This window comes from Nocardia sp. NPDC127579 (genome assembly GCF_042672005.1).
GTDB lineage: Bacteria > Actinomycetota > Actinomycetes > Mycobacteriales > Mycobacteriaceae > Nocardia.
Genome location: NZ_JBHXVZ010000003.1, coordinates 212,455 through 225,148, shown reverse-complemented (window position 1 = coordinate 225,148; position 12,694 = coordinate 212,455). Strand labels below are relative to the sequence as shown.

Here is a 12,694-nt window from a genome sequence, read left to right as displayed (position 1 = left end):
CCGCGTCACCGGGGAGCTGCGATGAACGCACTCAATCTCGCCGTCATCGTCATCTATCTGATCACCGTCGCGTGGATCGGCCTACGGCTGTCCGGCAAGCAGAAATCCAGTACCGACTACTTCGTCGGCGAGAGCCGAATGCCTTGGTGGACAGTGTGTTTCTCGGTCGTGGCCACCGAGACCAGCGTGCTCACCGTCATCTCCATTCCCGGCGGCGCCTACACCGACCAGGGTTTCGGCAATGTCGAGCTGGCCATCGGCTACATCATCGGGCGCACGGTCGTCGCCGTGGTGCTGATCCCGCTGTACAAGCGCGGCGGTTTCGTCAGCGCCTACCAGTACCTCGAACTGCGTTTCGGCCGCTATCTCCAGGGGGTCGCGGCCGTGACGTTCGTCTTCACCCGGCTGCTCGCCGAAGGGGTGCGGCTGTTCGCCTCCGCCATCCCGATCAAGTTGCTGCTCAGCGAGTTCGGCCTCACTATCGGCTACGACGTCATCATCATCGCGCTGACCCTGGTGACCGTGGTCTACACCTACCTCGGCGGCATCAAGGCCGTCATCTGGACCGACGCACTGCAAATGGGCCTGTACCTGCTCGGCGCGGTCATCGCGATCTGCGTGCTCACCGGCAAGGTCGGCGTCGACGGCTACGCGGATGCGTTGCAGGCGGGCAAGTTCCGCGTCTTCGACACCGATTTCGACCTCGCACACATACTCACCAGCACCTTCGCCCTGCCGACCGCGATCCTGGGCGGCGCCATCTTCGCCATGGCCTCGCACGGCTCCGACCAGCTGATCGTGCAGCGCATCCTGGCGACGCGATCACTGCGCGACAGTCAGAAGGCGATGATCGCCTCCGGGGTCTTCGTGGCGGTGCAGTTCGCGGCTTTCTCCCTGGTCGGTGCGCTGCTGTGGTCCTACAACGACGGCAAGTCGCCCAAGGAGCTCGGCCTGACCAGCGCGGACGGTTTCTACCCCGACTTCATCCTGCACGGGCTGCCGGTCGTGATCTCCGGACTGCTGGTCGCGGGCATTCTCGGCGCGGCCATGGGATCGTTGTCCGCGGCGCTGAACTCGATGGCGAATTCGACTGTCGCGGACATCATTCGAAGTTTCAGCCGCACGGAGATCTCCGACGCGTCCATGCTGCGCCTGGCGCGCGTCATGACGCTGGTGTGGGCCGTGCTGATGGCGCTGTTCGCGATGGGGTTCAGCGCGACCACCGGCAATGTGTACCTCACCGCGCTGACCATCGCCGGATACACCTACGGCGCCCTGCTCGGCGCGTTCCTGCTCGGCCGGATCGTCAAGCGCGCCAATCAGTTCGACGCGATTATCGCCTTCGTGGTCACCGTGCTCGTGATGACGTTCGTGGTGCGCGTGATCAAGATCGATGTGACGGTGGCCGGGAAGGTCGTCGAGAAGGGCATCGCCGCGCAGTGGCTGGTGCCGATCGGCGTGCTCGTCACGCTGGTCGTCGGCGGGATCAGCTCGCGCTCGCATCCCGCGCCCGCCGCCACCGAGCCGGACCCCGTGGCGGTCGCCTGATGCGCGTCATCGGGTTGATGTCGGGGACCTCGCACGACGCGATCGACGCGGCGGGCGTGGACATCCGGCTGCGCGCGGACACCCTGGAGGTCCGCCTCGCGGGTCTGCTGAGCCGGCCCTACCCCGAGCCACTACGCGCGGACCTGATCGCGGCGTTGCCGCCGGGACCGGTCGACATGGCCGCGGTATGCCGCCTGGACACCGGGATCGGCCGGGCCTTCGCCGCGGTCGCCGCCGACGCGAACACCGAATTCTTCGGCGGTGCAGCCGATCTCGTCGCCTCGCACGGGCAGACGGTCTATCACTGGGTATCCGGCGGCACGGTGCACGGCACACTCCAACTCGGTCAGCCCGCCTGGATCGCCGAACGGACCGGCCTGCCGGTGGTGAGCGATTTCCGGTCCCGTGACATCGCCGCGGGCGGTCAGGGCGCGCCGCTGGTCGGGTTGTTCGACGTGCTGTGGCTGGCCGGACGGCCGGGCCGCGCGGCCGCGCTCAATATCGGCGGCATCGCGAACGTGACCCTCACCGGCGCTTCCCCGGTCGCGTTCGACACCGGACCGGGTAACGCGCTGATCGATGCCGCGGTCGCCCGCGCCACCGGTGACGTCGAGCACTTCGACCGCGCTGGCGCCCGCGCCGAACGCGGCAGCGTCGACGGCGAACTGCTGAAACAACTTCTCGCCGAACCGTATTACGCCGGGCACGCACCCAAGTCCACCGGCAAGGAGCTGTTCAACCGCGACTACCTCGAGCGCGTGTTGCGTGGCCACGCGCTCGCGCCCGACGATATCGTCGCCACTGTGACCGCCTCGACCGCACACACCATCGCCACCGCGCTCGAACCCTTCGCACCCACCGAGGTGATCGCCTCGGGCGGCGGGATCCGCAATCCGGTGCTGCTGGCGATGCTGCGCGAGCGGCTGGGCCCGGCGCGGCTGCGCACCTCCGACGAACTCGGCCTGCCTTCGGCGGCGAAGGAGGCCACCGCGTTCGCCGTCCTCGGCTTCCTCACCGCGCACGGGCTCACCGGCAGCCATCCGGCCTGCACCGGCGCCGCACACGCCGGCGTGCTGGGCTCGATCACCCCCGGCGCGGCCGGATTCGCCCTACCCGCGACACCGGCCACGCCACCTCGGCGATTGACGGTGCGGGCATGAGCGCGCGGATCACGCGCCGGTGCGAGGCGCGGATATGAGCGCCACGGCGGACGATGTCCGCACCCGGCTGCTCGCGGCGATCCCGCGGCTGCCGCCCAGCGGGCTGAAGGTCGCGCGGGTGATCCAGCAGGATCCCTCCGGGGTCGCGCAGCTGACCGTGCACCAGCTCGCGCAGCGGTCCGCCACCAGCACTTCCGCGGTGGTGCGGCTGGCCAAGACGCTCGGCTACGACGGCTATCCACAGCTGCGCCTCGCGCTGGCGGCCACCGGCACCGACGCCGGAACTCCGGTGTTCGCCACCGATATCGCCGCCGACGACGAGCTGTCGAAGGTGCTGCACAAACTGACCGCGTTCGAGACCGAGGGGATGCTGGCCACCGCGGAACTCGCCGACCCGGCGAGCATGCAGGCCGTCGTCGAGGCGCTGGTCGGGGCGCGGCGCGTGCAACTGGTGGGTATCGGCGCGTCCGGGCTGGTCGCCATGGACATGGCGCAGAAACTGACCCGGATCGGAATGTGGTGCACCGCATGTACTTCCGAGGACGACGCGCTGGTGCAGGCCAGCCTGCTCGAGCCGGGTGACGTGATCGTCGCCTTCTCCCATTCCGGTGAGACCGCCGCCGTCGTCGAGGCGGTCGAACACGCCGGGGAGGCGACCGCGGTCGCCGTGACGGCGGGCAGCCGGTCGAAACTGGCACGCGCGGCGCGGCACACCGTGCTCGTCGCCGGACGGGAGGACGGTTTCCGCTCCGCCGCCCTGGCCAGCCGGATGAGTCAGCTACTCGTCGTCGATGCGCTCTATGTCGGTGTCCTGCAACGTATTCCGTCCGCCCATGCCGCCTTGCATCGTACCTACGACGCGGTCGCGGATCGCCGGAAGAAGGAGGTTCGATGAGCCGGATCGCGGCGCTGTCCACCGAACTCGCCAATCCGCGCACCGCCCGGCTCGATTCGATGCCGATCGAGGAGTTGCTGCGCACCATGAACGCCGAGGACGCGAGAGTGACATCAGCTGTGGCGCAAGCGATTCCGCAGATCACCCGGGCGGTCGAACGCATCGTCGACGCCAGGCGTCGCGGTGGCCGGCTGATCTATATCGGGGCCGGTACCAGCGGCCGGCTCGGCGTCCTCGACTCGGTCGAATGCCCGCCCACCTTCGGCATCGCCCCCGGCGAGGTGCTCGGCCTCATCGCGGGCGGCCCGGACGCCCTCACCCGTGCCGTCGAAGGCGCGGAGGACGATCCGCGACAGGCCGAAAGCGACCTGGCCGCAGTGCATCTCACCGCCGCCGACGCCGTGGTAGGTCTGGCCGCGAGCGGCCGCACCCCCTACACCCTCGCAGCGCTGCGCTACGGGCGCACCGTCGGCGCCACCACGATCGCGATCTCCTGTAATCGCAACGCCGAGACCAGCGCCCACGCCGACGTGGCCATCGAGATCGAGACCGGCCCGGAGGTCCTGACCGGTTCCACCCGGCTCAAGGCCGGCACCGCGCAGAAACTGGTCTGCAATATGCTCACGACGGCGACCATGGTCCAGGACGGCAAGGTCTACGGCAACCTCATGGTGGACCTGCATCCGACCAACGCCAAACTCGTCGACCGCGCCCGCCGCATCGTCGCCGAGGCGACCGGCGTCGACCTCCCCACCGCCACCGCTGTCCTCGAGGCCGCGGGCGGCCATGCCAAAACCGCCATCGTCATGCAATTGGCCGGAGTCGACGCCGTGACCGCCGGTACGCTCCTGGCCCGGTCGAACGGATTCGTTCGACCGGCGATCGGCTGACTCGGCCGCGCTGTCGTCTCCCGGCTCCCGGCCTGGGGCACTGGGCGAATTCCTAGATCCGCCGCGCCCGTTTTCCGCCATATCCAGGACATTGGTGACGTGACCCAGTTCATTCCGGGCGTCCATGTGAAATCTCCAAGCAGTTGATCGAATCTGTTCACGGGCTCATTGCCGTGACGCAGCCTGTAGAGCCGACGGAGCAGGTGTTGTCGAGACGGAAAAGGAGTCGTCGATGACGGTCACGAGCGAGGACAGGCCGGGGCTGACCATGTCCGGAAAGCCGATGTCGCAGCCATTGCAGGACGTCCGCGGACTGGCACGGCACATGGTCGGGCATTTCGTCGAGAATGTGGTGCCGTGCGGAACGCTGCCGGGCGAGGCGATCCGCGGTGACGTCACCAGCATCACCCGGATCTGTCTCGAGCTGGCGGTGAGCATGCTCGACGGCCGGAATCTGCCCACCAAGATCCAGCGGCTGCAGGACGCCGCCGCCCGCTGGGCCCGTGAGGGCGTACCCATCGATACGATCCACCACGCCATCCACGAGGGCTTCAAGATCGGCGTGGATCTGGTCGTCGCCGCCAACGCCTCGGCCGGCCGCCCCGGAACGGACGACGACCTGCTGGTGCTCACGAAAGCGGATTACGGCAGCCTGATCGACGGGGTCAAACTCGGCGTGGAAATCCTCAATCGGATGACGACCGCCGTCTCGCTGGCGTATGTGCGCGAACTGCGCGCGGTGGTCAGCGAGCACCACACCGCGGTGCACACCCTCACCTCTGCCCTGCTCGCCGGACATCCGACCTCGACCATGGCCCGCGAATGCGGAATCCAGGTGGCCGGCTCGTACGCCGTGCTGGCACTGGCTATTCCGCCGCACCCCGAGGAATCCGACACCAGGCTCGACGGGAAGGTGGTGGCGCGCCGAAAGCTCCGCAGGGTGCAGGCCGAACTCGCGATCCGCTGTGGCGACAAGGCCCTCTCCCTGCTCAGTGTCGATGGCGGCACCATCCTGATCCCCGAGACCACCCCCGCCGCGGACCTCGACGAACTGATCGGCCGGCTGTCGTCGGCGGCCGGTGTCGCGATCGTGGCGACCACGCTGACCGTCGCCGCCCGTACGATCCCTACCGCCGCCGATCAGGCCCACGAACTCCTCGACATGGCCCAGCAGATGCACTGCCCGGGCGGGCTCTACCGCTTCGACGACCTGGCATTGGAATTCCAGCTCACGCGCCCGGGGCCCGGACGCGAGCACCTCGGCTCGCTCCTGGCCCCCCTGGACGAGCATCCCGAACTTCTCGAAACACTGCGGTGCCACATCGCCAACGACCTGAACCGCAGGCTCACAGCCCGAGCCATGCACGTGCACACCAACACCGTGGACTACCGGCTGCGTCGAATAGCGCAGCTGACCGGGATCGACCCCGCGAAGAGTTCCGGGCTCTGGCACCTGCGCTCGGCTCTGGTGGCCCGAACCCAGGCCGCCGAGTGAGCGCAGGGCAGAACGACCTGGCGATCGATTCGATTCTCGACCGCCGGATCGCACCGATCGGCATCTCGGGCGGCCGGGCCGCCTCGGCGTTCCTGGGCGAACTCCATTCCCTGGCAACGGAAATGGTCACCCATTTCGCCACCAACGTCGTGCCGTGCGGCACGCTTCCCGGTGAGGAGCTGCACGGAGACGTCACCTCGATCACCCGCGACTGCCTCGTGCTGGTCCGGGAGATGCTGGACTCGCGTCGTCCGCCCACCGATTCGCAGCTCGCCGCTGTCCGAACCGCCTCGGCCCAGTGGGCGCGCGAAGGCGTCCCGCTGGAGACGATCATCGGCACCTACTACGAGGGTTTCCGCATCGGTTTCGATCTCGTCATCGGACATGTCACGGCCGACGACCTCGCCGAGGTGGTCGCGGGTACCCGCCTGGTCCTGCAGCTGCTCCAAGCGATCAACACCGCGGTGGCCGCGGCGTACGCGGACGAACAGCGGGAGGTGGCGCGCGAGCACCAGACGAGCATGCAGGCACTGGTTTCGGCGTTGCTCAGCGGGCACGGCGTCACGTCGATCGCCCGGACCACCGGCATCCGGGTCCACGATTCGTATCAGGTCGCCGCGGTGATGATTCCGCGCCACCCCGATGAGCGAAATCCCCGCGTCGACCCGCGGATCGCCGCGCGCCGCAAACTCCGGCGGGTGCAGGCCGGTCTGGCCGGCGCCTTCGATTCCCACGCGCTGGCGTTGTTGAATCCACAGGGTGGGACGCTGCTGATTCCGCTCGATCCCGAGCTGCCGCGACTCACCGGCGAGACGCTCGAAATTCTCAGCGCGGCCGCCGAAGTCGAACTCACCGCGACCGTTGTCGACACCAGCACCGAACTCATTCCGGCCGCCGCCGAGGACGCGCACGAACTGCTCGATCTGGTGCGGGGCATGGGGCGATCGGCCGGGTTGTATCGGCTCGCCGATCTCGCCATCGAGTATCAGCTGACCCGTCCCGGGCCTGCCCGAGACCAGCTCGCCGATGTGCTGGCGCCCTTGGAGCCACACCCCGAATTGATGGCGACCCTGCGGGCCTATGTCGCCGCCGGGTTGAATCGCAAGGCGGCCGGGCGACGGCTGAACGTGCATCCGAACACCGTCGACTACCGGCTGCGCCGAGTCGCCGCGGTGACCGGGCTCGATCTCACGACGGCGGAGGGGATTCTGCGGGCCCGGGTGGCGATGCTGGCGGCGGATCTACCGCATGATCGGCGCGCGTCCTGAACGCTCGAGCAGCTGTTCGGCGGCCAGCCGGCCGCTCCGAAAGCAGGCTTCCAACTGCGCGCCCGCCAGGTAGTCCCCCGCGAGCTGCAACCCGGTGACAGTGGCCAGGCTCTCCCGTACTCCTGCCCGAAAGCGGCTGCCGTAGGGAACGTATGCGCAGTGCGCCGCCGACCAGCCGCGCGACCGGACCTCGAGCCGCGGGACCTCGGCCAGACCGAGGTCACGGCGGACCCGCGACTCCGCCTCCTCGATCCAGCCATCGAGCACATTCCGCTCCGGCAGTGGCCGGGCCGCACGCCCGCTGAAGGTATAGCGGACGATATCGCGATCGTTGGCACCGTAGACCCCCACCGCGCTGCACGGTCCGGAATCCAGTGCCAGGGAACGTATCTCGGAACCGAAGAACGGTCGCGCGTACCGCACGACGGCGACCGTCGACGGGAAGTAGCGCACCGAGTCCAGTAACGAGCCCAGGGCAGGCAGCCCGAATTCCAGCAAGCGGGCCGCGGCCCACGCGGGTGTCGCGACCACCACAGCGTCGAATTCCCGCAGCCGGGCAGACGTCCCGTTCTCGCCCAGCATCAGCCCCCGGACGCGTCCGTCCCGGATCAGGACTTCTCGCACCGGCGTACGCAATCGGACGGTGACGCGACCGGCGAACCAATCCAGCACCGGCTGAATCCCCTCGACGAGCTGGTCGTAGCGGTCCATCACCATTCCCAAACTCACGCCGAACGCGCCCATGAACACCTCGTCCGGCTCGGCGGCGTTGAGCCGCAAGGACAGCGGACGCACCACATCGCGGGTGAAGTCACCGGTGAAGTGGTGGTCGAGCGCCCTTCCGTCGGCGGCCAGACCGATGCGGTCGAAGACTTCCGTGCCGAGATATCGGTTCCGCTCGTCCAGCCGGACCAGCGCCCCGACAGTCAGCATCTTGGCGACATCCGCGGGCGAACCGAGCCGGAGCAGGTGCCGGATCAGCGCGAGCACCCCCGGGTTGTCGAGAGTGCGTGGTCTGCCGTCGATGATCTGCGCGGAGTTGATGCCGAAGGGCTCGTACTCGTACGGCCCCGCCTCGGCGACGAATGCGCGTAACTCGTGGTATCGACGCCCGATATTCTTGCCCCCCAGCATGATCGGACGCTCACCGAGCCGGTCGGGACCGCATCGACCGCCGAGCACGTCGTCGCGCTCGAACAGCTCGACCTCATGGCCTGCGCACCGCAGGTGGTGCGCGGCGGCGATTCCCGAGAAACCGCCGCCGACCACGGCGAAACGTTGTCCGGTCACAGTGTTCCCATCCCTTCCCGCTGCGTCCCGCCCGGGTAGGGCGTCAATTCGACTCGGGCTGTGGCTATTCGAGTGCCGTGCTGATGCAACTCGACCCGCACGGCGATCTCACCGAACGCGAGGTCCCCGGCCAGCACCGCGGTACAGGACACGTCGGCGTCGAGCTCTGCGAAGCTGCTCAGTTCGGCTGTGACGGCGGTGGGCATCGCCAGCGGCGTGGGCAGGGCATCCGCTGTGGTCGCGGTGTACAGCGCGGCCTGGCGAAACACCTCGAGCATGAGAGGCCCGGGCAGATGGTCGTAGGGGTGGTCGAAGAAGCTGGGATGCCGGCGATCGGCCACCACGATCAGGTCGTGCGGTGCGGCGGCGGTGTGCGCGAGCACCACATTGCGTGGATCGCGGCGGCCGACCCGATCGGGTTCCAGCGTCAGATGACCCGGGCAGCCGTTCGGCGGTGGCGACGGCTGTTGTCGGCGCTGCCAGTCCCGGAAATCGTCGTACACGGCGCGCGGGAAGGTGATTCCGCTGCCGTGCACGGTCAGTGCGCGCGCCCCGGCGATCGTCAGGACCGCTTCGAAAGACTGGTTCCGGAAGTAGGACAGGGTCGCGTCGTCTCCATCGGGGCGCAATCGGACCACCCCCTCGAGCGGTTCGCGCTCGTTGTCCCGGAAGGCGCTGAGATCTTCGACCTCGAAGCGCAGGTGCTGCAATGTCGCCTGCGCGTCACCGGGGACACCCAGATGTCGCTGTCCGATGACCAGCAGCGATTGCCGGACAGCCTCCAGCGCGGCCATCGGATCGTGGTACTCGACCGATCGGTCGAACCACAGGGAGTGCGCGCGCGGCAGTTGTATCGCGGCGAGGAATTCGTTGTCCCCGACGGGCGCGGTATCGGCGACGAATACCTCGGCCAGCGCGCGACGGTGCGCCAGCGCACGCGGCACGAGCTGTTCGAAGGACAGTCCGTCGCCGCGTCCGGCAGGTGAGCTGGTCCAGGAACCGGTCACGTGAGCACCGCCGCCGAATCCGCTGTGGCACCCCACATCTCGCCGACGAGCAACGTCGCCAAAGCGCGCGGCGTCGGATGTGTGAACAGGTCCTCGACCGTGATCGAGGTGCCCGCCGCGGCGTTGATCCGGCTCCGCAGCTCGAGCGCGGACAACGACGTGAGCCCGATCTCGAGAATCGTCGCGTCGAGTGCGATGTCCTCCTCGCGGATATCGATCAGGATCTCGCGAATCCGGGCCAGCACCAATCGAAGAGCGAACTCTTCCCGTTCACCGACTTCGACACTGTCCCGAGTGGCGTGCGGAGCTGCCACCTGCGCTGCCTGCCCGGGACCGGGCCCGGCCAGCGCGCTGCCCGCTGCCCCGAGCAGGCGTTCCAGGACCGTGGCGTCGGTGCGCACCCAGTAGTCGCGTCGTTGGAACGCATAGGTGGGCAGGTCCGCCGGCCGAACCGGGACGCCGTCGAAGACCTTGGCCCACGTCACCTCTGCCCCGTGCACCCACGCGCCGGCGAGGCCGTGCAGCGCGCAGGCTGTTTCCTCCGCACCCGGCCGCAGCAGCGGCAGCGCGCTGACATCCGCGTCGGCCAGCGTTTCGCGTACCAGCGCGCAGAGCGTGTCTCCGTAGCCGATCTCGAGGAATGTTCGCACTCCTGCGGCGTAGGCGGTGCGCACGGCGCGCTGGAATTCGACCGGTTCGCGAGCGTGGCGGGGCCAGTAGCCGGTCGCGGTCAACAGACCGGGCGCCGCGATGTCGCCGGTTACCGTGGACACCAAGGGGATTCGCGGCTCGCGCGGCCGCACCGCCGCGGCGGCGCGCGACAGGTCCGGGAGAATCGCCTCGACCTGGGGCGAGTGGAAGGCCCGATCGACAGCCAGCGGCCGCACCCGCCGACCCTGCCGGCGCCAGTATCCGGCTATCGCGTCGATCGCCGCGGGATCACCCGAGACCACGGTCGCATTCGGTGCGTTGTCCGCGGCGACGGCGGCCACCGCAGCGTAGCCGGACAGGGACGCGCGAACCTCGGCGACCGTGCCGCGCACCGAAATCATCGCGCCGGGCGGCATATCCCGCATCGCGCGGGCGCGAGCCGCCACCAGTGACACCGCATCGGGGAGGTCCAGCGCCCCGCAGACATGGGCCGCGGCCAACTCGCCGATCGAGTGGCCGATGACGAAATCCGTTCGCAGGCCCCAGGCTTCGAGCGTGCGGAACAGCGAAACCGTCACGGCGAAGACAGCGGGCTGGGTGTACTCGGTACGCGCGAGCAGTCCCTCGGCGTCGTCGAACACGACGGCGCGCAGCGGGTGCTCCAGATGCGCGGCGAACGCGTCGCAGACACGATCGAAGGTCTCCGCGAAGACGCCGTAACGCCGATAGAGCTGCCTCCCCATGCCGGCACGCTGCGTACCCTGACCAGGAATGAGCAGGGCCACCCGGCCACGGATGGCGCCCACGGCTCGGACGACCGTCGCCGAGTGCCTGCCATCCCGGAGGGCCGCGAGTCCGTCGAGGAGCCGGTCCGGGGACGCGCCCAGCACGACCGCGCGGTGCTCGAAGGTCGTGCGGGTGGTGGCGAGCGCGTGCCCGATATCGACCGGATCACCCTTCGGATCCGCCGTACAGCGCGCGAGCAGTCGAGCCGCTTGGCCACACAGCGCATCGGATGTCTTCGCGGACAGCACCCAGGGCACAGCGCCGAACTCCCCGCCGCCGGACACGGGACCGGTCACCGCGAGCTCGCTTCCCGGGCCGGCTTCCTCGACGATCACATGCGCATTGGTCCCGCTGATCCCGAAGGAGGACACCGCACCCCGGTGCGGCCGTTCGCCGTCGGACAGCGGCTGAGCTCGCGTAGTGAGACACATCGTTTCGGCGGACCAGTCCGCGTGCGGGGTGGGAGTATCCACGTGCAGGGTGGGCGGAACCACGCCGTGGCGCAGGGTTTGCACCATCTTGATCAGACCGGCCACCCCGGCCGCCGACTGTGTGTGGCCCATATTCGATTTCACCGAGCCCAGCAGCAATGGCGGCGCGCCGCAGCGCGCACGGCCGTAGGTCTCCTGAAGCGCCCGCACCTCCACCGGATCGCCGAGCACCGTTCCGGTGCCGTGGCCTTCGACCACATCCACCTCCGCCGGCTCGACACCGGCATCGGCCAACGCGCTCTCGATCACCCGCCGTTGGGCCAGGCCGCGCGGAGCGGTGATCCCGTTGGACGCACCGTCGGCGTTCACCGCGGAGCCACGCACCACCGCGAGGACCGGGTGGGCGAGCCGACGGGCATCGGAAAGTCGTTCCAGCACCAGGATTCCGGCGCCCTCACCCCAGGCCGTACCGTCGGCGTTCGACGAGTAGGACTTGCATCGGCCGTCCGGCGCCAGCGCCCGCTGCCGGGAGAACAGCGCGAACGGCCCCGGAGTGGCCATGACGGCCACACCACCCGCCAACGCCATATCGCATTCGCCGCCGCGCAACGCGCGCGCCGCGTGATGAACCGCGACGAGCGACGACGAACACGCGGTGTCCAGGGTGACGGCCGGACCTTCCAGGCCGAGCACGTAGGAAACCCGTCCCGCGGCCATGGCCGCGGCGTTGCCGGTGAAGTAATAGGTCTCCGCGCCGTCCCAGGCCTGTGTGGCGCCGAAGCCGTAGCCCTGGTCGCTGAGCCCCAGATAGACCCCGGTCACCGATCCCCGTAACGTCGCCGGATCCACTCGCGCGTGCTCGACGGCCTCCCACGCCACCTCCAGCAGCAGCCGTTGCTGTGGGTCCATCGCTTCGGCCTCGAGCGGGCCGATCCCGAAGAAGCCCGCGTCGAAGGCCGCTGGGTCGGTGAGGAAACCACCCTCACGCACATAGGATTTCGCGAAAGCGTCGGGATCGGGGTCGTAGAGGGCCTCGATATCCCAGCCACGATCCCCGGGGAACGTCGTGATCAGATCACGCCCCTCGAGCAGTGCGGTCCAGTAGTCGTCGGCATTCTCGATGCCTCCGGGAAAGCGGCACGCCATACCCACGATCGCGATCGGCTCGTGCGCGCGGGCCCGCTCCTCGGCCAGTTGCTGTCGGGTCTGCCGCAGTTGCCTGGTCGCCCGGCGCAGGTATTCACGGAGCTCGGCTTCGTTCGCCATCGACTTC

Annotated in this window: 9 protein-coding genes; 6 read left to right on the top strand and 3 right to left on the bottom strand. The window is 68.9% G+C overall.

Annotation, left to right across the window (positions count from 1 at the left end; all coding sequences use genetic code 11):
- Positions 1-21: 21 nt before the first annotated feature.
- From ACFVMC_RS13375 to ACFVMC_RS13350, 6 genes are all read left to right on the top strand, one after another.
- Complete coding sequence (locus tag ACFVMC_RS13375) at positions 22-1,548, top strand: sodium:solute symporter (RefSeq protein ID WP_379209934.1); 1,527 nt, start codon at positions 22-24, stop codon at positions 1,546-1,548.
- Between the two features lie 17 nt (positions 1,549-1,565).
- Positions 1,566-2,708 carry an anhydro-N-acetylmuramic acid kinase gene (locus ACFVMC_RS13370; RefSeq protein ID WP_379209933.1) on the top strand — a complete coding sequence of 381 codons (1,143 nt, stop codon included), beginning with the start codon at positions 1,566-1,568 and terminating at the stop codon, positions 2,706-2,708.
- Between the two features lie 34 nt (positions 2,709-2,742).
- The gene (locus tag ACFVMC_RS13365) at positions 2,743-3,603 is read left to right on the top strand and encodes a MurR/RpiR family transcriptional regulator (protein ID WP_379209932.1); all 861 of its coding nucleotides are present in this window, start codon (positions 2,743-2,745) and stop codon (positions 3,601-3,603) included.
- The gene (murQ, locus tag ACFVMC_RS13360; protein WP_379209931.1) at positions 3,600-4,493 is read left to right on the top strand and encodes an N-acetylmuramic acid 6-phosphate etherase; all 894 of its coding nucleotides are present in this window, start codon (positions 3,600-3,602) and stop codon (positions 4,491-4,493) included. Before ACFVMC_RS13365 ends, murQ begins: the two co-directional genes overlap by 4 nt.
- A 232-nt stretch (positions 4,494-4,725) precedes the next feature.
- Positions 4,726-5,988, top strand: a complete 1,263-nt coding sequence (locus ACFVMC_RS13355) for a PucR family transcriptional regulator (RefSeq protein WP_379209930.1) — start codon at positions 4,726-4,728, stop codon at positions 5,986-5,988.
- A complete protein-coding gene (locus tag ACFVMC_RS13350) occupies positions 5,985-7,256 on the top strand; it encodes a PucR family transcriptional regulator (RefSeq protein ID WP_379209928.1) in 1,272 nt (423 codons plus the stop codon). The genes ACFVMC_RS13355 and ACFVMC_RS13350 overlap by 4 nt, the downstream gene beginning before the upstream one ends.
- On the opposite strand, the gene ACFVMC_RS13345 is transcribed toward ACFVMC_RS13350, so the two are convergent.
- Genes ACFVMC_RS13345 through ACFVMC_RS13335 form a run of 3 tightly spaced genes read right to left on the bottom strand, consistent with a single transcriptional unit; the run spans position 7,230 to position 12,687 of the window.
- The gene (locus tag ACFVMC_RS13345) at positions 7,230-8,546 is read right to left on the bottom strand and encodes an FAD-dependent oxidoreductase (protein ID WP_379209926.1); all 1,317 of its coding nucleotides are present in this window, start codon (positions 8,544-8,546) and stop codon (positions 7,230-7,232) included. The genes ACFVMC_RS13350 and ACFVMC_RS13345 overlap by 27 nt on opposite strands.
- Positions 8,543-9,553: an AfsA-related hotdog domain-containing protein gene (locus ACFVMC_RS13340; protein ID WP_379209924.1), complete on the bottom strand. Its 1,011-nt coding sequence runs from the start codon at positions 9,551-9,553 to the stop codon at positions 8,543-8,545. Before ACFVMC_RS13340 ends, ACFVMC_RS13345 begins: the two co-directional genes overlap by 4 nt.
- Positions 9,550-12,687 carry a type I polyketide synthase gene (locus ACFVMC_RS13335; protein WP_379209923.1) on the bottom strand — a complete coding sequence of 1,046 codons (3,138 nt, stop codon included), beginning with the start codon at positions 12,685-12,687 and terminating at the stop codon, positions 9,550-9,552. Before ACFVMC_RS13335 ends, ACFVMC_RS13340 begins: the two co-directional genes overlap by 4 nt.
- Between the last annotated feature and the right edge of the window lie 7 nt (positions 12,688-12,694).

Excerpts from the sequence above, each read along its gene's own strand:
- ACFVMC_RS13375 (WP_379209934.1), top strand. The coding sequence starts at position 22 with ATGAACGCACTCAATCTCGCCGTCATCGTCATCTATCTGATCACCGTC.
- ACFVMC_RS13355 (WP_379209930.1), top strand. The coding sequence starts at position 4,726 with ATGACGGTCACGAGCGAGGACAGGCCGGGGCTGACCATGTCCGGAAAG.
- ACFVMC_RS13365 (WP_379209932.1), top strand. The coding sequence starts at position 2,743 with ATGAGCGCCACGGCGGACGATGTCCGCACCCGGCTGCTCGCGGCGATC.
- ACFVMC_RS13370 (WP_379209933.1), top strand. The coding sequence starts at position 1,566 with ATGTCGGGGACCTCGCACGACGCGATCGACGCGGCGGGCGTGGACATC.
- ACFVMC_RS13335 (WP_379209923.1), bottom strand. The coding sequence starts at position 12,687 with ATGGCGAACGAAGCCGAGCTCCGTGAATACCTGCGCCGGGCGACCAGG.
- murQ (WP_379209931.1), top strand. The coding sequence starts at position 3,600 with ATGAGCCGGATCGCGGCGCTGTCCACCGAACTCGCCAATCCGCGCACC.